The sequence below is a fragment of the Streptomyces sp. NPDC056503 genome, assembly GCF_042794995.1.
Classification (GTDB): Bacteria; Actinomycetota; Actinomycetes; order Streptomycetales; family Streptomycetaceae; genus Streptomyces.
This window is the reverse complement of the sequence record NZ_JBHTST010000029.1, coordinates 1-18,133: the sequence shown is the minus strand read 5'-3', so window position 1 is coordinate 18,133 and position 18,133 is coordinate 1. Positions and strand designations below refer to the sequence as shown.

At 73.7% G+C, this 18,133-nt stretch carries 14 protein-coding genes and 1 pseudogene; 8 read left to right on the top strand and 7 right to left on the bottom strand.

Going from position 1 to position 18,133, the window contains the following annotated elements; genetic code table 11:
* Positions 1-622: 622 nt before the first annotated feature.
* Positions 623-1,600 (bottom strand): annotated as a pseudogene (locus ACFQ8C_RS11820) (serine/threonine-protein kinase); the annotation flags it as partial.
* A gap of 159 nt (positions 1,601-1,759) precedes the next feature.
* On the bottom strand, positions 1,760-3,346 hold the full coding sequence (locus ACFQ8C_RS11815; protein ID WP_383455145.1) for an aspartate:alanine exchanger family transporter: 1,587 nt from the start codon (positions 3,344-3,346) through the stop codon (positions 1,760-1,762).
* A gap of 57 nt (positions 3,347-3,403) precedes the next feature.
* On the opposite strand from ACFQ8C_RS11815, the gene ACFQ8C_RS11810 reads away from it, so the two are divergent.
* Complete coding sequence (locus ACFQ8C_RS11810) at positions 3,404-4,771, top strand: NAD(P)/FAD-dependent oxidoreductase (RefSeq protein WP_383455142.1); 1,368 nt, start codon at positions 3,404-3,406, stop codon at positions 4,769-4,771.
* A gap of 42 nt (positions 4,772-4,813) precedes the next feature.
* Here the strand turns inward: ACFQ8C_RS11810 and ACFQ8C_RS11805 are convergent, their stop codons facing one another.
* Entirely contained in the window at positions 4,814-5,605 is a 792-nt protein-coding gene (locus tag ACFQ8C_RS11805) for a L,D-transpeptidase family protein (protein ID WP_383455139.1), read from the bottom strand.
* A gap of 153 nt (positions 5,606-5,758) precedes the next feature.
* Here ACFQ8C_RS11805 and ACFQ8C_RS11800 point away from each other — a divergent pair, with 153 nt between their 5' ends.
* The 3 genes from ACFQ8C_RS11800 (at position 5,759) to ACFQ8C_RS11790 (ending at position 7,872) form a co-directional block, all read left to right on the top strand.
* Positions 5,759-6,217 (top strand): GNAT family N-acetyltransferase, encoded by a 459-nt coding sequence (locus tag ACFQ8C_RS11800; RefSeq protein ID WP_383455136.1) that lies wholly within the window; start codon positions 5,759-5,761, stop codon positions 6,215-6,217.
* Positions 6,218-6,307: 90 nt separating this feature from the next.
* The gene (locus tag ACFQ8C_RS11795; protein WP_383455133.1) at positions 6,308-7,387 is read left to right on the top strand and encodes a dihydrodipicolinate reductase; all 1,080 of its coding nucleotides are present in this window, start codon (positions 6,308-6,310) and stop codon (positions 7,385-7,387) included.
* Positions 7,384-7,872 (top strand): carboxymuconolactone decarboxylase family protein, encoded by a 489-nt coding sequence (locus tag ACFQ8C_RS11790; RefSeq protein ID WP_383455130.1) that lies wholly within the window; start codon positions 7,384-7,386, stop codon positions 7,870-7,872. The genes ACFQ8C_RS11795 and ACFQ8C_RS11790 overlap by 4 nt, the downstream gene beginning before the upstream one ends.
* A gap of 64 nt (positions 7,873-7,936) precedes the next feature.
* Here the strand turns inward: ACFQ8C_RS11790 and ACFQ8C_RS11785 are convergent, their stop codons facing one another.
* Together ACFQ8C_RS11785 and ACFQ8C_RS11780 are read right to left on the bottom strand one after the other, a co-directional pair.
* The gene (locus ACFQ8C_RS11785) at positions 7,937-9,586 is read right to left on the bottom strand and encodes a GMC oxidoreductase (protein ID WP_383455127.1); all 1,650 of its coding nucleotides are present in this window, start codon (positions 9,584-9,586) and stop codon (positions 7,937-7,939) included.
* 455 nt (positions 9,587-10,041) lie between these two features.
* Positions 10,042-11,154: an asparaginase gene (locus tag ACFQ8C_RS11780; RefSeq protein WP_383455124.1), complete on the bottom strand. Its 1,113-nt coding sequence runs from the start codon at positions 11,152-11,154 to the stop codon at positions 10,042-10,044.
* 140 nt (positions 11,155-11,294) lie between these two features.
* Here ACFQ8C_RS11780 and ACFQ8C_RS11775 point away from each other — a divergent pair, with 140 nt between their 5' ends.
* The 4 genes from ACFQ8C_RS11775 to ACFQ8C_RS11760 all read left to right on the top strand — a co-directional run bounded on the left by ACFQ8C_RS11775 (position 11,295) and on the right by ACFQ8C_RS11760 (position 14,956).
* The gene (locus ACFQ8C_RS11775; RefSeq protein WP_383455121.1) at positions 11,295-11,759 is read left to right on the top strand and encodes an Lrp/AsnC family transcriptional regulator; all 465 of its coding nucleotides are present in this window, start codon (positions 11,295-11,297) and stop codon (positions 11,757-11,759) included.
* 199 nt (positions 11,760-11,958) lie between these two features.
* Entirely contained in the window at positions 11,959-12,759 is an 801-nt protein-coding gene (locus tag ACFQ8C_RS11770; protein WP_383455118.1) for an endonuclease I family protein, read from the top strand.
* A gap of 89 nt (positions 12,760-12,848) precedes the next feature.
* On the top strand, positions 12,849-14,129 hold the full coding sequence (locus ACFQ8C_RS11765) for a VWA domain-containing protein (RefSeq protein ID WP_383455115.1): 1,281 nt from the start codon (positions 12,849-12,851) through the stop codon (positions 14,127-14,129).
* Complete coding sequence (locus tag ACFQ8C_RS11760; RefSeq protein ID WP_383455113.1) at positions 14,129-14,956, top strand: hypothetical protein; 828 nt, start codon at positions 14,129-14,131, stop codon at positions 14,954-14,956. Before ACFQ8C_RS11765 ends, ACFQ8C_RS11760 begins: the two co-directional genes overlap by 1 nt.
* 78 nt (positions 14,957-15,034) lie before the next feature.
* Here the strand turns inward: ACFQ8C_RS11760 and ACFQ8C_RS11755 are convergent, their stop codons facing one another.
* Together ACFQ8C_RS11755 and ACFQ8C_RS11750 are read right to left on the bottom strand one after the other, a co-directional pair.
* Positions 15,035-15,514: a (2Fe-2S)-binding protein gene (locus tag ACFQ8C_RS11755; protein ID WP_383455111.1), complete on the bottom strand. Its 480-nt coding sequence runs from the start codon at positions 15,512-15,514 to the stop codon at positions 15,035-15,037.
* Positions 15,515-15,532: 18 nt separating this feature from the next.
* The gene (locus tag ACFQ8C_RS11750) at positions 15,533-17,908 is read right to left on the bottom strand and encodes a molybdopterin cofactor-binding domain-containing protein (RefSeq protein WP_383455108.1); all 2,376 of its coding nucleotides are present in this window, start codon (positions 17,906-17,908) and stop codon (positions 15,533-15,535) included.
* Between the last annotated feature and the right edge of the window lie 225 nt (positions 17,909-18,133).

Genomic DNA, 18,133 nt, shown 5'->3' with positions numbered 1-18,133 from the left:
CACTGGCCGCGGTGTTGTCGTCGGCCCAGGCGCACCGGGTGGTGTAGGCGCCGGACACGGTGACCATGTCGCAGCTGAACTCGACGTCCGAGCCGGGGAAGCGGAACTCCCTGCGGGGCTCGATGACCTTGTCCCCGGTCGCGACGCTCATGTACGCCTCCCGACGCCCCTCCGGGTCCTTGAGCCGGCCGAACACGCCGAAGGCCTCCATGCCCCGGAACGTCGACTTCTCGCTCCCGTAGTAGCCGGCGGAGAGGTAGCGCGTGTCCTCCTCGGCCGCGTCGTCGGTCCGCTCGGCCGGCGGCAGGGTCTCGGAGGTCTGGCTGTACGTGCCTCCCAGCATCGAGGTCGGCATGATCAGCATGTGCGTGGCCCTGGGCAGGGACGACGGGGTCGTGCCCTCGGGGGGAGACTCGTACAGGGCGTAACCCACCGCGCCGGCCAGGACCAGGACGCCGGCCACGGCGGCGGCGACCGGCCCGGGGCGCCCCCTCCGTCCCGGCGCGGGCGTCGGCACCCGGTCCCGGGGTCCGGGAACCGGGACGGCGGCGGTGAGGGTCGCGGCGCTCTCGTCGCCCGCCCTTGTCCGCGCGGTCGGCGAGACTGGCGGGACCGCTTCGGCCGGTTCCGCCGGTGAGACCGGGGCGGCCGGTGGGACCGCGTCGGCCGGTACGGCGAAGGTCGGGGGGTGCGTGGCCGGGGACGGTGGACGCGTGGCCGCGGCGGGCTCATGGGCCCGCGCCGGAGCCGGACGCGAAGCCGGAGTCGGGTCCGCGGCCGGGTCCGGGTCCGGTGCCGCCTCCGGTACGAACAGGTCGAGCAGGCGCGACGGCGTCGGCCGTCGCTCCGGGTCCTTGGCGAGGCAGGCGGCGACCACCGGGCGCAGGCCCCCGGGCAGGGCGGAGAGGTTCGCCTCCTCGTGGACCGACCGGTACATCAGCGCCATCGGCGTGCCCTCGCCGAAGGCACTGCCTCCGGCCGCCGCGACCAGCACGGCGCCCAGCGCGAACACGTCCGCCGCGGCGCCGACCTCGCCTCCCCGGGCCTGCTCCGGGGCGAGGAAGCCCGGCGTCCCGAAGGCCGTGCCGGTGGAGGTCAGCCGGGTCGACTCCAGGGCGCGGGCGATGCCGAAGTCGAGGACGCGGGGTCCGTCGTCGGCCATGATGATGTTGCCCGGCTTGAGGTCGCGGTGGATCAGCCCGCAGGCGTGGATGACCTGCAGCGCCTCCGCCAGGGCCGCGCCCAGCATGCGCAGTCGCCGCTCGTCCATCGGCCCCCGCTCGCCGAGCAGGCCCGACAGCGTCGGCCCGGGGATGTAGGCGGTGGCCAGCCAGGGCGTCTCCGCGTCCGGGTCGGCGTCGACGACCGGCGCCGTGTGGAAGCCGCCGACCTTGCGGGCGGCCTCCACCTCGGCCCGGAAGCGCGCGCGGAAGTGCGGATCGGCGGCCAGCTCGGGCCGGGCCACCTTGACGGCGACGGTGCGCCCGCCGCGGGACCGCGCCAGGTACACCGTCCCCATGCCGCCCGCGCCCAGCTCCCGCTCCAGGACGTACCCGCCGATCCGTCCCGGCAGGTCCCGGCCCTCCGACCCCAGCCCCATGTGTGGCACGCTCCCCTGTTGAGACATCGCGTGCGAGTATGGCCGACGCCGCCCACCCCCCGCTCACACTATGGCGCGCGTCACATCAACTCCCCTTTCCCTACGTCAGGTTGACGATGTCTCAGGCGACTGTGGACCGGCCGGGCCGGTCGGACCGGGTCAGAGGCCGACGATGAGCTGGATGCAGACGATCTTCACCAGGATGGCGAGGGCGAAGAGGGTGGCGTAGCCGGTGTTGACCCGGCTGTCGGAGACCCGGCTGTTGGCGTAGGCGGTGATGGCCGGGTTCCCGACGTATCCGGCGAGGAGGCCCATCGTGCGGGGGCGGCTCTGGCCGAGGAGGCGGCAGACCAGGACCATCAGGGCGTAGCTGAGGACCGCGCCGACGGCGAGGACGGCGAGGAGCTTGAGGCCGAAGACGGAGAAGGCGTCACGGCGGAAGGCGTAGCCGGAGGTGAGGCCGACGCAGGCGAGGAAGACGAGCAGGCCGATCTGGCGCAGGGTCAGGTTGGCGCGGGTCGGCAGGACCCAGACGAGGGGGCCGATGCGACGGAGCCGGCCGAGGACCATCGCCATGACGAGGGGGCCGGCGGCTGTGCCGAGGGAGAGCACCGTGGAGCCGAGGGTGACCTCGGGGATGCCGATGAGGAAGCCGGCGGCGAGGCCGAGGCCCATGCTGACGGCGCTGACCTCGCTGACCCGGGCCTCGGTGTCGCCGAGGTAGGCGGTGACCTCGGCGGTGCGCTCGCGGGGCATGGCGACGCGGATCCGGTCGTCGAGCTGCAGCAGCAGGTCGTCGTGGGCGAGGAGGTCCTGGTCGCCCCGGCGGACCCGGGTGGCCCGGGCGCCGAAGCGGTCGCCGAGGCCGATCTCGGCGACGGTGCGGGCGGCGAGGTCGGGGTTGGTGAGGAGGACGCGGCGGTAGTCGACGACGTCGCGGTGGTAGAGGAGGTGCTCGGGCGCCTCCGTGCCGAGGGCGGCGACGCCGGCGGCGACCGACTCGGGGCCGCCGACGAGGACGAGCGCGTCACCGGGGGCGAGCGGCCCGGGGTCGCCGCCGTCGACGACGTGGATGGTCCCGCCCGCCGGGCGGTGGGCGCTGGCCAGGAGGTCGCCGGAGGCCACGCCGGGGACCTCCGCCCAGCGCGCGGGGCGGGTGAGATCGACCGTCCGGGTGATGAGGCGGTCGGGGAGGCCGGTTCCGGGGTCGCGGCGGCCGGGCCAGTTCCGTGCGGCGGCGACGGCCGCGACGAAGAGGATGGTGAGGACGACGGCCAGGGGGTAGCCGATGGCGTAGCCGGTGGCGGCCTGGGTCGGGTCGTCGGAGGCGGCCTGCGCGGCGGCGAGGCCCGGGGTGGTGGTGCCGATGCCCGCGTATCCGCCGGCGAGGAAGGGGCCGGGGATGTCGAGGAGTCCGCTGCCGACGAAGCCGACGGCGAGGGCGGTGAGGACGAGCGCGACGACCGCGCCGAGCATCACCGCGAGTTGGGGCCGCAGCTCGCGGAAGAAGGCCGGTCCGGCCTCCAGGCCCACCGTGTAGACGTACAGGGCGAGGCCGAGGACGGAGAGCCCGGCCGGGACGGCCTTGCCGACGTCCGGGTCGAGCGCCCCCACGAGCAGTCCGACGAAGAGGACACCGGCCGCGCCGAGCTTCACGGGCCCGAAGCGGACCATGCCGAAGAGCGATCCTGATGCAATGACGATAAAAAGGGTAAACCACGGATAGTCAGCGAAAAATTGCCACATGTCCCTATGCAGTCATAGGGACGGGCACTCTGCACGCTCATACGGAAGGCGGCAAGCGTGACGCGACCGAGGATCCTCGTGGTGGGCGCCGGTTTCGCCGGCGTGGGCTGTGTGAAGCGACTCGAACGGCGGCTGACGGAGCGGGAGGCGCGGATCACGCTGCTCTCGCCCTTCTCGTACCAGCTCTACCTGCCGCTGCTCCCCCAGGTGGCGGCCGGCGTCCTGACGCCGCAGTCGGTGGCGCTGTCGCTGCGGCGCAGCCGGAAGCACCGGACGCGGATCGTGCCGGGCGGCGCGGTGGGCGTGGACACGGCGGCCAAGGCCGTGGTGGTCCGGACGATCACCGGGGAGTACGACGTGGAGCCGTACGACCATCTGGTGCTCGCGCCCGGCAGCGTGACCCGGACCTTCGACATCCCGGGGCTCGCCGACCACGCGCGGGGCATGAAGACCCTGGCGGAGGCGGTCTACGTCCGGGACCACGTGATCGCCCAGCTGGACCTGGCGGACGCGAGCGACGACGACGCCGAGCGGGCCGCGCGGCTCCAGTTCGTCGTCGTCGGCGGCGGCTACGCGGGCACCGAGACGGCGGCCTGCCTCCAGCTGCTCACCCACAACGCGGTCAAGCGGTATCCGCGCCTCGACCCGGCCCTGATCAAGTGGCACCTGGTGGACATCGCGCCCCGGCTGATGCCCGAGCTGGGCGACAAGCTGGGCGCGGCGGCGATGGACATCCTGACCCAACGGGGCATCCAGGTGTCGCTGGGGGTCTCGGTGGCCTCCGTGGACGACGACAACGTCACCCTGACGGACGGCCGGGTGCTGCCCTGCCGCACCCTGATCTGGACGGCCGGTGTGGCGGCGAGCCCGCTGGTCGGGACGGTCGGCTCGGAGACCGTGCGCGGCCGGCTGGTGGCGACGCCCGAGCTGCAGGTGCCGGGCGTCGAGGGGGTCTGGGCGCTCGGTGACGCGGCGGCCGTGCCGGACCTGGCGAAGGGCGAGGGCGGCGCGATCTGCCCGCCGACGGCGCAGCACGCGATGCGGCAGGGCAAGGCGCTCGCGGACAACCTGGTGGCGACCCTGCGGGGCGAGCCCCTCCGGCCGTACACGCACAAGGACCTGGGCCTGGTGGTGGACCTGGGCGGCATGGACGGGGTGTCGAAGCCGCTGGGCGTGGAGCTGCACGGGCCGGCGGCGCAGGCGGTGGCGCGCGGCTACCACTGGGCGGCGCTGCGGACCAACGTGGCGAAGACCCGGGTGATGACGAACTGGCTGCTGAACGCGGTGGCCGGGGACGACTACGTACGGACCGGGTTCCTGGCCTCGAAGGCGGGGACGCTGCGGGACTTCGAGTACACCGACGCCTATCTGACGCCCGACCAGGTCCGGCTGCACACCGGGGCGTTCCGGGGGGCGGTCGGCTGATCCCGCTCCCCCGGGCCGCGGCCGGCCCCCGGATCCGTCCGCTCAGCGGGCGAGTTCGGGGGCCGGTCCCATGACGACGACGGGTTCGGCGGCGGGGTCGAGGGCGAGGAGCAGGGCGCGCAGGTCGTCGCGGTGGAGGGCGACGCACGCCTGGGTGGGGCCACCGTGGTCGACGTGGATCCAGACGCCGCCGCCCTTGTCCGCGCCGAGCGGGCGCTCCTTGTCGAGCGGGGTGCGGCCGGGGACGCGGTTGTAGTCGATGGCGATGACGTGGTCGAAGGAGCCTTCGAGGGGTTCGCCGCGGAAGCCGGTGCCGCTGATGGCGAACTCGGGGTCCTCGTCGTACGGGAGGCGGGCGCCGGGGTCGGGCAGCCGGCCGCCCGCGTCGCCGATGCGGTAGACGCCGATGGGGGTGCGCAGGTCTCCGGCGGAGTGGTCGGCGGTCCAGCCCTTGAGGGCGTTGTGCGCGGACCAGGGGCCGCCCGCCTCGTACCAGCGTCCGCCGGCGGCGCGCTGGTGGAGGACGGCGGTGGCGGTGTTGCTGTTCTCGGTGGCGCCGGTGACGACGAGGACCTGGGTGGTGCCGTCGGGGACGCGGGCCTGGGTCCGGGGGCCGAGGCCGGGGATGTGCGGGACGCTGCGGGGGCGCGCGTCGGTGGCCCGGGCCTCGCCCGAAGGGCCCTGGGCCGCGGGGCTCGCGGGGGCCTTCGCGGGGGTGGCCGCCGGGGGCCGGGGGGTCGGTGCGGGGTGTGCGCAGGCGGTGAGCAGCAGGGCCGCGCACAGGGTGCCGGCGCCGAGCAGCGCGGGTGCGCCCTTGCGGACGAAGGCGGGCATGGTGGGGCATCCTCCTGGCCGGGGGCAGTGGAGCGATCCGTACCCGTTCGGCGGGCGGCGCTGCGCGGGACGGCGCCGCCCCACCCGTACGGCGGAGCGGGCGGGGTCCGGAAAGCGGTTGACCGCCGGCCGGGGGCCCGCTTGGGTGCGGGGATGAGCGATCCAGAGGGGTACACGGAGCTGCGGGTGGTTCCGGCGGTGGGCGGCCGGGAGCTGGCCGACTGGCGGGCGGTCCACAACGCGATCATCCCGACGGCGGTGCTGTCGGCGGACGAGGTGCGGGAGCGGGCCGGGCGGAACCGGCTGGACGTGGCGTATCTGGGCGGGGTGGCCGTGGGCTGCTCGACGGTGCGGCCGCCGGACGGGGAGACGCCGGCGGCGACGGTGATCGCGCGGATCCTGCCGGAGTACCGGGGGCGGGGTTTCGGGACGGCGCTGTACGAGCGGGGGCTGGCGCACGCGCGGACGCTGGGCGAGGAGGGGGTGGAGACGGTGGTGCTGGCGTCGAACGAGGCGGGGCTGCGGTTCGCGCTGGCGCGCGGTTTCGCGGAGGTGGAGCGGTATGTGCTGCCGGGGGACACGATCCCGTTCGTGACGCTCCGGCTGGCGTGATCCGGCCGACGCGACAGGGAATCTGACGTAACGTCAGATCGTGGTGTCGCGGGTCTGGGAACCTCCGTCCCCCGGCGCTACCCTCCGCGCATGATACGGACGGTGGTGTGGGGAACCGGAAATGTCGGGCGGGCGGCCATCCGGGCCGTGGACGCCCATCCCGGGCTGGAACTGGCGGGGGTCCTCGTCTCCGACCCGGCGAAGGTGGGCCGGGACGCGGGCGCGCTCGCGGGGCTCGGGCACGAGCTCGGCGTGGCCGCGACCGACGACGTCGGGGCGGTCCTCGGCGCACGGCCGGGGGCGGTGGTGTACGCGGCCTCCGGGGACGTGCGGCCCGACGGCGCCCTGGAGGACGTGGTGCGGGCGGTCGCGGCGGGGGCGGTGGTGGTGACGCCGTCGCTGTACCCGCTGTACGACCCGCGGAACGCCCCGCCGGAGTTCCGCGACCCGGTGCTCGCGGCGGTCGCCGAGGGCGGCGGGTCGCTCTTCGCGTCCGGGGTGGACCCTGGCTGGGGCAACGACGTGCTGCCGCTGCTCGTGAGCGGGCTCGGCACGACCGTGGACGCGGTCCGCTGCCAGGAGATCTTCGACTACTCGACGTACGAGCAGGAGTTCTCCGTGCGCGAGCTGATCGGGATGGGCAAGCCGCTCGACTACGAGCCGCCGATGCTCTTCCCCTCGGTCCCGACGATGGTGTGGGGCGGGCAGATCCGGCTGATGGCTCGGGCGCTCGGCGCCGAGGTGGAGGAGATCCGCGAGACGGTGGACCGGCGCCCGCTGGAAGCCACGGTGAAGACGCGGACGATGGGCGTCTTCGAGGAGGGCACGCAGGGCGCGGTCCGCTTCGAGGTGCAGGGGATCGTCGGCGGCGAGCCCCGGATCGTGATCGAGCACGTGACCCGGATCCATCCGTCCTGCGCGCCGGACTGGCCGGTGCCGCCGGACGGGGCGGGCGCGCACCGGGTGATCGTCGAGGGCCGGCCCCGGATCGAGGTGACGGTGGCGGCGACCGACGAGGGCGAGAACCGGGCGGCCGGCGGGAACGCGACGGCGGTCGGGCGCCTGGTCGGGGCGATCGACTGGCTGGCGGAGGCCGAGCCGGGGCTTTACGACGCGCTGGACGTGCCGATACGCCCGGCGGTGGGCAGGCTGGGAAGGAGACCACAGTGATCATCGACATTCCCGAGGGGCAGGAGCCGATCGGGTACGTGTGGGGCGACATGGTCCCGGAGATCGGGACGGCGGCGGCGAACTTCTCGCTGTCGGTGTACGCCCATACGACCCTGGGGCTGCGCGAGTTCGAGGCGGCGCGGCTGCGGATCGCGCAGATCAACGGCTGTCACTTCTGCCTGGACTGGCGCACGGACCGGGACGGGGAGAAGGTCGAGGAGGGCTTCGACGAGGTGGTCGCGGCCTGGCGGACGACGGAGGTGTCGGACTCCTTCGACGTGCGCACCCGCCTCGCGGCCGAGTACGCGGAGCGGTACGCGCTCGACCACCACGGCCTGGACGAGGAGTTCTGGGCGCGGATGACGGCGCACTACGGCCAGGCGGAGATCGTGGAGCTGACGATGAGCCTGGGTTCGTGGCTGGCCTTCGGCCGGCTGAACCGGGTGCTGGGGCTCGACGAGGTGTGCGTGCTGCCGACGGGCTGAGACGGACGTACGTCAGGGCCGGCCGGTTCTCGAACCGGCCGGCCCTCGTGCGTCCGGGTCACGCTCAGAAGTCCTCGGCGATGATGCGCTCGATGTTGCGTTCGGCGAGGGCGGTGATGGTGACGAAGGGGTTGACGCTGGTGTTTCCGGGGATCAGGGCGCCGTCGATGACGTAGAGGCCCTGGTAGCCGTGGAGGCGGCCGTGGTTGTCGGTGGCGCGGTCGAGGACGGCGCCGCCGAGGGGGTGGTAGGTGAGGTGGTCGCCCCAGATCTTGTACGCGCCGAAGAGGTCGGTGCGGTAGATCGTGCCCTCCTTGGCGTTGATCTTGTCGAAGATGGACTTCGCCATGTCGATCGAGGCCTGCTTCCAGGACCGGTTCCAGCTCAGGTCGACCTTGCCGGTCGCCGGGTTCCAGGTGAACTCGGCACGGTGCGGGGTGCGGGTGATGGAGAGGTAGAAGGAGGCGTAGGTCTCGATGCCGGTGGGCAGCGGGGCGACCTCGGCGAAGGCGCCGCCGGCGTTCCAGTTGTCGATGCCGGCGGTGGGCATGGAGGACTGGAGCTTTCCGGTGGGGTCCCACATGTGGTTGGCCCGGCCGCACATGACGTTGCCGTTGTCGCCCCAGCCCTTGCCGATGTGCTCGTTGAGGGCGGGGAGCGCGCCGGTGGCCTTGAGCCGGGTGAGGAGCTTGCTGGTGCCGACGCTGCCGGCGGCGAAGAAGACCCGGTCGGCGCGGACGGTCTTGGAGGCGAGGGTGGCGCCGGTGGTGTCGATCTGGTCGATGGCGACGGTGTAGCCGCCGGCGGCGGCCGGGGTGACCGCGGTGACCCGGTGGAGGGCGGAGACGGTGACCCGGCCGGTGGCCGCGGCCTGGGCGAGGTAGGTCTTCTGGAGGCTCTTCTTGCCGTGGTTGTTGCCGTAGATGACCTCGCCGGCCAGGGCGGACTTCGGTACGGCCCCGGCGGCCTCCTGCTTCATGTAGTCCCAGTCGTAGACGTTGGGCACGAAGACGAAGGGGAAGCCGGAGCGCTGGGCGTGCTTACGGCCGACGCGGGCGTACTGGTAGGCGTCGGTCCCCTCCCACCAGGCCTCGTCGACGGAGGTGACGCCGAGGCCCGCGTTGGCGCGCGGGTAGTAGGTGGCGTACATCTCGGCCGGGTCGACGGTGGGGAGGATCTCGGGGAAGCGCTCGCGGAGCGGGGTGACGGCCATGCCGCCGTTGACGAGGGAGCCGCCGCCGATGCCGCGGCCCTGGTAGACGGTGATGCCGGCGAAGTCCTCGGCGTCGAGGATGCCGGTGTGCCGGGGCACGTCCTTGTCGAGGGGGAAGCCGAGGAACTGGCTCAGCGGCTGCTTGGTGCGGGTGCGCAGCCAGAAGGAGCGGTAGTCGGGGGTGGTGGTGTTGGCGAAGATCCTGCCGTCGGGGCCGGTGGCGTCCCAGGCCATGCCCATCTCGATCATGTGGACGTCGACTCCGGCGCGGGCGAGGCGGAGGGCGGCGACGGAGCCGCCGTAGCCGGTGCCGACGACGAGGGCGCGCACGTGCGAACCGTCGGGGATGGGACAGACGTTCAGGCCGGGGACCTCGGCGCGGGCGGGGGTGGTGAGGGTACCGGCCAGGGCGGCGGCACCGAGAACAGAACCTGTTCCCGTCAGGAAGCGGCGGCGACTGACTCCGTGAATTCCCTGGGCGGACAGGGGGTGTTCACTCATGTGATCTTCCTCACTCGTGAGCGAATGGGAACATGTTCTACGACCGGCCGCCAAGGAAGTCACGAGAAACCGACGGGTAACTTCAGGCCGGACAGGCCCTCTTGATCGCCCCTCGACGTACGCCGCGCGGCCCCGCGCCGCGGGCGGCCCGTCCGCCCGGAGCCGCACTCCCCCGCCGGGTACCGGACCCGGGCCGCGGCGGGCCACCGGCCGGTGCGCCTCGGGAAGCGCGGGCCATGGTGGTCAGCGGATCCGGAGCCGGATCGGGGCCGGGGCGCGGGCGCGGGGACGAGCCCGGCCTCGACGTCGCCCCTCGGCCACTCGCCGGAGGGGTGGCGGCGGAGCCGTACACGCGAGCGGCCCGGCCCCCAGGACGTCGGGGACCGGGCGGGGTCGTTACCGGCTCACGGGCGGAGGAGGGGGGTCGACGCCCGCGAGCCGGTGTTCGGGGGCCGTCAGGCGCGGGCCGCCACGGGGGCGGGAGTGGCCTCGCGGGTGGCGCCGGTGGCGAGCGCGGGGGCGGTGCGGACCGGGCCTTCGAGGAGGCGGCGCAGGACGGCGGTGCGGCGGGCCGGGTCGTCGCCGTCGGTCTCGGCGAGCAGGGCGGCCAGGACGGCTATCCGGGCCTGGCCGGCCCGGAGGCTGCCGGCCAGCAGGCCGCCGTTGGCGACGAGGTCGACGGCGCCGCCGCCGGCGTAGATCTCGGCGAGCGGGCCGGCCGGGACACGGGTCGTGACGGCGACGAGGACGCCCCGCGCGGTGGCCTCCGCGACGGCCTCGGCGATCTCCGGGGTGGCGTTGCCTGCGCCGGTGGCGACCAGGACGATGCCGCGGGCGCCGGCGGCGAGGGCCGCGTCGAAGTGGAGCCGGTCGCCGTCGGTGTGATGGAAGACGACGTCCACCCGGGGCAGCCCGCCACGGCCCGCGTCCGGGTCGGCGGCGAGCGCGGCGGCCGGCAGCGGGAGGACGGCCGGGCGGTCGGGGAGGCGCTCGATGTCGACGCGCGAGAAGCCGACCCGGCCCAGGCGCTCGGCCGAGGGGTCCGCGAAGGCGTCGGCGGCGAGGGTCTGGGTCTTCACCGTGCCGCGGGCGGCGTGGACGCGGCCGTCGAAGACGACGAGGACGCCGAGTTCGCGGACGGTGGCGGCGACCTGGAGGGCGTCGTAGAGATTGCCGGGGCCGTCGCCGTCGCCGGTGCCGAAGGGGCGCTGGGCGCCGGTGAGGACGACCGGCCGGGCGTCCTCGTGGTGCAGGTCCAGGAGGAAGGCGGTCTCCTCCAGGGTGTCGGTGCCGTGGGTGACGACGATGCCGTCGACGCCCGGGTCCGCCAGGGTCTCGTGGACGGTCCGGAGCAGCGCGAGCTGGTGGGCGGCCGTGAGGCGCGAGCTGTTGACGTTGAAGAGGTCGCGGACCTCGACGGTCACGCCCTCGGGCAGCGGGGCGGTGGCGAGGACGTCGTCGCCGGAGGCGTCGGCCACGTAGCCGGTCCCCTGCCAGCGACTCGCGATCGTGCCACCGGTGCTGATGACGACGATCCGGCGCGGGCTTCCGTCGTTCGTCCGCTGCATGTCCGCCGCCTCTCCGGGTCGTACCGGTTCCACCCTTGTCGTACCGGTTCCACACTTCTGGGCAACGGTAGGCCATATGAGGGGACACACGATTGCCAATATGGGCGCAGAAATGTTTCGCCGTGGCAGATAATCGCGCCATGGACCGAATTGATCTCCACATCTTGCGCGAGCTCCAGCAGGACGGCCGGCTGAGCAACCAGGAGCTGGCCCAGCGGGTCGGCCTGAGCCCCTCCCCCTGTCTGCGCCGGGTGCGCCAGCTGGAGCAGGACGGGGTGATCCGGGGCTACCGGGCGGTCATCGACCCGGAGGCGGTCGGGCGGGGCTTCGAGGTGCTGGTCTCGGTCGAGGTGAAGCGGGACCGGGAGACCGTGGAGGCCTTCGAGGCGGCGCTCCAGTCGATCCCGGACGTGATCGAGGCGTACCGGCTCTTCGGCAGCCCCGGGTGCCTGCTGCGGATCGCGGTGGCGGACCTCTCGGCGTACGAGCGGCTGTGGATCGAGCAGCTGACGGCGCTGGCCGGGGTCACCGAGGTGAACTCCCAGATCATCATGAAGCGGATCAAGGAGCCGAAGGGGATGCCGGTGGACCTCCGGGGCACCTGAGGCCGAAGTGACGCGACTCGCCCCCGAACGGTTGCGGCGTATGCGAGAACGTCACCGAATGGCTCTTTGTCCGTAACACGACAACCCCCTCTGTCGTGCCACTCTCCCGGATGACACGTAGTCAACACGCGTAGAACACCACCCTCCCGAGCCGGGCGCGGTGTTCGTCCGCGTGCCCGTCCCCGGGAAAGGGCCCCCCATGTCGGTTGCACGGATACGCAGTTGGAAGGTCTGGGCGGCGCTGTCCGCCGCCGTCGTAGGACTCACGCTCCCCGCGGTCACGGCGACCCCCGCCGCCGCCACCACGACCGCGTACGACACCACGTACTACAAGAACGCCGTCGGCAAGACCGGCACCACCCTCAAGTCGGCGCTGCACACCATCATCAGCGACCAGGACACGGTCTCGTACGACGGGGTCTGGAACGCCCTGAAGACGCTGGACCAGGACCCCAACAACAGCTCCAACGTGGTGCTCCTCTACAGCGGCGTGTCGCGCAGCAAGAGCCTCAACGGCGGCTCGGTCGGCAACTGGAACCGCGAGCACACCTGGGCGCAGTCGCACGGCTCCTTCGGCACCGCGGCCGGCCCCGGCACCGACCTGCACCACCTGCGGGCCTGCGACGTCCAGGTCAACAGCACCCGCGGCAACAAGGACTTCGACAACGGCGGCAGCGCGGTGAGCGGCGCCCCCGGCAGCTACACGGACTCCAACTCCTTCGAGCCGCGCGACGCCGACAAGGGCGACGTGGCCCGCATGATCCTCTACATGGCCGTGCGGTACGAGGGCGGCGACGGCTGGCCGAACCTGGAGCCCAACGAGTCCACCTCCAACGGCAGCGTGCCCTACCACGGCAGGCTCTCCGTCCTGAAGCAGTGGAACGAGCAGGACCCGCCGAGCGCCTTCGAGGAGCGCCGCAACGACCTCGTGTACTCCACCTACCAGGGCAATCGGAACCCCTTCATCGACCACCCGGAGTGGGTCGAGGCGATCTGGTAGCCCGTCAGGGCCGCTCGTCCGGCTCCCCGGAGGACGGGGAGCCGGACCCCGGTTTTGGATTGTCGGAGGATCATCAATACGATCCGCCGATGATCACGAGAAAACGGCTGGCGACCGGGGCCTGTGCGCTGCTCGTCGCCCTGACCGCCGCGCTGCTGCCGACAAGCGCCTCCGCCGACGAGCCGGCGGCGAAGGAATCCCCCAAGGTCGAGCTGGTCCTCGACGTCAGCGGCTCCATGCGCGCCAGGGACATCGACGGCAAGTCCCGGATGAGCGCCGCCAAGCAGGCCTTCAACGAGGTCCTGGACGCGGTGCCGGAGGAGGTCAGGCTCGGCATCCGCACGCTCGGCGCCGACTACCCGGGCAACGACCGCAAGCGGGGCTGCAAGGACACCCGACAGCTGTACCCGGTCGGACCGCTCGACCGGACCGAGGCCAAGACCGCCGTCGCCACCCTCGCCCCCACCGGCTGGACCCCGATCGGCCCGGCGCTGCTCGGCGCGGCCGACGACCTCGGCGAGGACGGGGCGACCAAGCGGATCGTCCTCATCACCGACGGCGAGGACACCTGCGCCCCGCTCGACCCCTGCCAGGTGGCCCGCGAGATCGCCGCCAAGGGCATCCACCTCGTGATCGACACCCTGGGCCTGGTGCCGGACGCCAAGACCCGGCAGCAGCTCACCTGCATCGCCGAGGCCACCGGAGGCACGTACACCTCCATCCACCGCACCGAGGAGCTCTCCCGCCGCGTCCGCCAGCTGGTGGACCGCGCGGCCGACCCGGTGGTGACCCCGGTCGCCACCGAGGGCGCCGGCCGGTGCGCGGACGCCCCCCGGCTCAAGCCCGGCCTCTACACCGACCGGGAGACCTTCGGCGAGCACCGCTGGTACAAGGTCGACCTGCTGCCCGGCCAGGAGCTGCGCGCCTCCGTCAGCATCTCCGCCGACCGCGCCGTGAACGACGACTACGGCGTGCTGCTGCGCGCCGTGACCCGGCACGGCCGGGAGATCGTGCGCGGCTCGGAGGCCGGCGACGGCCGCACCGACGTCATCTCGACCGGACTGCGCTACCCGAAGCCGGAGGTGGAGGACGCGGACGAGGACGGCGACGGCAAGCCGGCCGCCGAGACCGTCTGCCTCCAGGTCAGCAACTCCTTCTCCGCTCCCCCGGCGGTGAAGACCACGCCCGGCATGCCGATCGAGCTGACCGTCGACATCGTGGACGGCCCGGCGAGCGCCTCGGACGTGGCCTCCTTCGGTCTCGGCCGCGGCTGGTGGCTGCTGGGCGCCCTGGTGCTCGCCGGCTTCCTGGCCGGTCTGATCTGGGGCTGGCTGTCCCGCTGGCGCGTCGCCGTCTGGAGGACCCACTGATGCGTACCGTACGGATGCTCGCGGCGGCCGCGCTGGCCGGCGCCGCCCTGCTGGGCCCCGCCGCGCCGGGCGCCCTCGCCGACACGCCCACGCCGTCGGCCTCGGCCGGTTCGGACGCGGGCCCCACGGAGGCCGGCACCACCTTCCGCACCGCCGCCGCCTTCCGCCCCGGCCAGGAGGCCACCGCGCAGGCGGCGACGGGCGACTACCTCTACTGGGTGTTCCCGGCCGACACCGGCGAGCGGCCCACCGTGAAGGCGACGGTGACGCTGCCGGAGAGCGCGCTGCGGCACGGCCCCGCCACCTGGCGGGTCGACGTGTACGACGGGCTGCGGCGCCGTCAGCCCTGCATGTACGGCTCCCAGTCGCGTACCGCCGCGAAGGAGGCCGCGTCGCTGGAGCTCGCCTGTGTGCTGCGGCCGGTGCGGGCCTCCGCCGACGCCTGGGCGAACGACCCGCTGCCGGGCAGCTACTACGTGCGGCTGACCGTCACGGGGCTGCCGGAGGAGGACCTGGGCCAGCCGTTCTCGGCCCGGGTCGGCGTCGACGTCTCCGACAAGGGCGGCTCGTACGCCACCGACGGGGCGCTCGCCGCACCGCTGGTCCCGGGCGCGACCACCGCCGAACTGGCCGAGGCCGAGGAGGAGCAGGGCCGCCGGACCGCGGTCGAGGCCGCCGCGCCCGAGGACGGCTGGTCCTCCGGCTGGTGGTCCGACCGCTGGATCTGGACCGCGGCCGGCGGCGTCCTCGCGGCGCTCGCGGGCATCGGCGGCTACGTCCTGACCCGGGGCACCGGCCGTCCGCCGCGGGTTCCGCCCGCCGTCTGAGCCACCCCTTCCGAAGGCCCCGGCCGCGCGCGCGACGGGGGCCTTCGGGCGCTCGGCGCTCATCGGGGCCGGTCGGCGTCAGGGCATGCGCCGGGCCCCTTCGATCACCGCCTGCCGAATGCGGTGGTAGGTGCCGCAGCGGCAGATGTTGCGGAGCTCGTCGAGGTCGGCCTCGGTGACCTCGCGGCCCGCCTCCCGGGCCCGGCGGACCGCGTCGACGGCCGCCATGATCTGCCCGGGCTGGCAGTAGCCGCACTGGGCGACGTCGAGGTCGAGCCAGGCCTCCTGCATCGGGTGGAGCTCGGCGCCGACGGTGTCGGGCAGGCCCTCGATGGTGGTGACCTCGTCGTCGTCGGCGAGCTCGCCGACGGGTACGGCGCAGGGCGTGAACGCCTTGCCGTTGAGGTGGCTCGTACAGGCCCGGCAGACGCCGACCCCGCAGCCGTACTTGGGGCCGGTGACGCCAAGGACGTCCCTGAGGACCCACAGGAGCCGGACGTCGGACTCGACCTCGGCGGTGACGGCCTTGCCGTTGAGGATGAAGGTGTGCTGGGGCACGGGGGAACTCCGGGAGGGTCAGAGGACGCGGTCGCGGCCGTCGGTCGGGGAGGCCGGGACCGGCGGGACGGCCGGCGCGGGCGTGAAGGAGAGCGGGGCGGCGTGGTTGACCGGGAAGACGGTCGGCATGGTGCCCGTCGCCCGGCCGTAGGCGCCGGCCACGGCCGCCATCGCCGCGGCGACGGCCAGCTCGCCCGCGCCGCCGGGCTTGTCGCCCGTCGGCGGCATGACGACGATCTCCAGCTCGGGCGGGGTGTTCCACTGCCGGGTGTAGTAGTAGTTGTCCCAGCTGGACTCCAGGAAGGCCCCGTCCCTGAGGTGCAGCCCGGAGGTCAGCGCGAGGGCGATGCCGTCGGAGACGCCGCCCATCATCTGCGCCTCCAGACCGCGCGGGTTGACGGCGAGGCCGACGTCGACGGCGCAGACCACCTTGGTGACGCGGGGGCCGGTGTACGCGTTCGGGACGGTGCGCCCGGTGGTCGCGGGCCGGCAGTCGATCTCGGCGAGCACCGCCACGTACGAGTGGTACTCGGGGTGCACCGCGATGCCCTGCGCGGTGCCCGGCTCCATCGGCCTCCCCCAGCGGCCCAGCTGGGCGACCTTATCGAGGACGGCCCGGGCCCGGGACTCCTTCATCAGGCGGCGGCGCAGCGCGTAGGCGTCCTCGCCCAGGCAGCGGGCCAGTTCGTCGATGACGAGTTCCTGGGCGGTGCGCACGTTGGGCGAGTAGATGTTCCGCATGGAGCCGGTGTTGTAGCCCTTGTCGGTCTCGGCGAGGAGCTGGGTGGTGACGCCGAGGTGGTAGGGGCTGATCTGGGTCAGCTGGAACATCGTCTCGGAGAACGTGAGGTCGGCGACCGGCAGCCGGGCCGCCTCCGCCGTCAGCACCTCGCCGAGGCCGTGACCGAAGTCCGTGGCGACCGAGGTGTGCCGCTGCTCGTACGTGAGCACCTCGCCGAGCGAGTAGGTGGCGCGCACCCGCGAGGTCGACATGGGGTGCGTACGCCCCTGCCGGAAGTCGTCGGTGCGGTGCCACATCAGCTTCACCGGCTTGCCGAGCTTCCCGGAGATCTCGGCGGCCTCGTGGGCGGCGTCGTGGAAGAGCTTGCGGCCGAAGGAGCCTCCGCCCTCGGTGACGTGCACCTTCACGGCGGAGACCGGCAGGCCGAGGCGGAGCGCGATCTGCTCCTGGGCGACGATCGGGGCCTTGAGCGAGCCCCAGATCTCGGCCGAGCCCGGGCGGACGTCGGCGATGGCGCAGTTGGTCTCCAGAGCGCCGTTGCTCGCGAAGTGGAAGGTGAAGCGGGCGTCGACGGCCTTGGTCAGCAGCGGCAGCGGCGGGACGACGAGCGGGAGTTCGGCCCGGCGGAGCTCGGCGAGGACGGTGGCGTCGGTGGCGTCCTCGGCGGTGCCGGGCCCCCAGTCGACGTCGAGGGCGCGGACGGCGTCGACGCACTGGCCGAAGGTGCGGGCGCGGACGGCGACGCCGGTGGAGACGGTGACGACGTCGGTGACGCCCGGCATGGCCCGTACGGCGTCGAGGTTGGCCACGGCGCGGACGGTGCCGTTGATGGTGGGCGGGCGGCAGACCATCGTCGGCAGGGCGCCGTCGACGTGGAGGTCCATCGCGAACTTCTTGCGGCCCGTGACGGCGTCGAGCGCGTCGAGCCTGCGGCGGGCCGTGCCGATGACCCGGAAGTCCTCGCGGTCCTTGAGGGTGACGGCGACGGCGGAGTCCGCCACGGCGGCGGCCCGGGCGGCGAGTTCGCCGTAGCCGAGGACGGCGCCGGCCGGGGAGAGGACCGTGCCGGCCTTGGTGGTGAGGGTGGACACGGCCTCGCCGAGGACGAGGGAGGCGGCGTGCAGCAGCCGGCCGCGGGCGACGGCGGCGGCGACCCGGATCGGGGTGTAGGTGGAGACGGTGGTGTTGGAGCCGCCGGTCAGCTGGTTGAAGAGCAGCTCGGGACGGGCGTCGGCGAGGGTGACCTTCACCTTCTCCAGGGGCAGGTCGAGCTCCTCGGCGATCAGCATGGCGGAGGAGGTGGTGACGCCCTGACCGACCTCGGCGCGCGGCAGGGCGAAGTGGACGGTGCCGTCGGGGTCGAGGCGGAGGGTGATGAGGTGGCTGGTCGGCAGCGCCGCCACCGTCAGCAGGTCGTTGAGGTCGAGGAGTTCCGCCGGTCCGGGGAGCGACGGGATGACGGCCTCCGCGGTCGTGGGCGCGACGGCCTCGGCCCCGACCTGGGCGGCGACGGTGAGGGTCGGCGCGGCGAGCACGTAACCGAGGAAGCGGCGCCGGCCGATGCCGGGCGCGTCCCCGCCCTGTCCGGGGGCGGCGGGCGGGGCGGGCGGGGGACTCTGTTCGTTCGCGCGCGCGGGATGCCGCCTGGCCATGGAGGGTTGCCTTTCGACGCTGCCGTACCGGCCCGGGGGCCCGGTCCTACTCGGGTGCGGGGGCGATCATCGCGCATCGAAGGCCCCCGCGGGGCCGCTTCGGCGAGGAATCCGCGCAAGATCCACGCTGGTCAGAGGCGTTTTCAGTCAGGTCTGCCGGATTTCTACCGGTGGCTGTCCGCCTGCGACGGCGGCGTCGGCGTGCCGCGCGTCCGTCCTCGCCGA

What these genes read in the sequence shown, in the direction of transcription:
- ACFQ8C_RS11780 (WP_383455124.1), bottom strand. Translation starts at nt 11,154, where the DNA reads ATGCAGCGGACGAACGACGGAAGCCCGCGCCGGATCGTCGTCATCAGC.
- ACFQ8C_RS11800 (WP_383455136.1), top strand. Translation starts at nt 5,759, where the DNA reads ATGAGCGATCCAGAGGGGTACACGGAGCTGCGGGTGGTTCCGGCGGTG.
- ACFQ8C_RS11805 (WP_383455139.1), bottom strand. Translation starts at nt 5,605, where the DNA reads ATGCCCGCCTTCGTCCGCAAGGGCGCACCCGCGCTGCTCGGCGCCGGC.
- ACFQ8C_RS11765 (WP_383455115.1), top strand. Translation starts at nt 12,849, where the DNA reads ATGATCACGAGAAAACGGCTGGCGACCGGGGCCTGTGCGCTGCTCGTC.
- ACFQ8C_RS11770 (WP_383455118.1), top strand. Translation starts at nt 11,959, where the DNA reads ATGTCGGTTGCACGGATACGCAGTTGGAAGGTCTGGGCGGCGCTGTCC.
- ACFQ8C_RS11760 (WP_383455113.1), top strand. Translation starts at nt 14,129, where the DNA reads ATGCGTACCGTACGGATGCTCGCGGCGGCCGCGCTGGCCGGCGCCGCC.
- ACFQ8C_RS11775 (WP_383455121.1), top strand. Translation starts at nt 11,295, where the DNA reads ATGGACCGAATTGATCTCCACATCTTGCGCGAGCTCCAGCAGGACGGC.
- ACFQ8C_RS11785 (WP_383455127.1), bottom strand. Translation starts at nt 9,586, where the DNA reads ATGAGTGAACACCCCCTGTCCGCCCAGGGAATTCACGGAGTCAGTCGC.
- ACFQ8C_RS11795 (WP_383455133.1), top strand. Translation starts at nt 6,308, where the DNA reads ATGATACGGACGGTGGTGTGGGGAACCGGAAATGTCGGGCGGGCGGCC.
- ACFQ8C_RS11750 (WP_383455108.1), bottom strand. Translation starts at nt 17,908, where the DNA reads ATGGCCAGGCGGCATCCCGCGCGCGCGAACGAACAGAGTCCCCCGCCC.
- ACFQ8C_RS11815 (WP_383455145.1), bottom strand. Translation starts at nt 3,346, where the DNA reads ATGTGGCAATTTTTCGCTGACTATCCGTGGTTTACCCTTTTTATCGTC.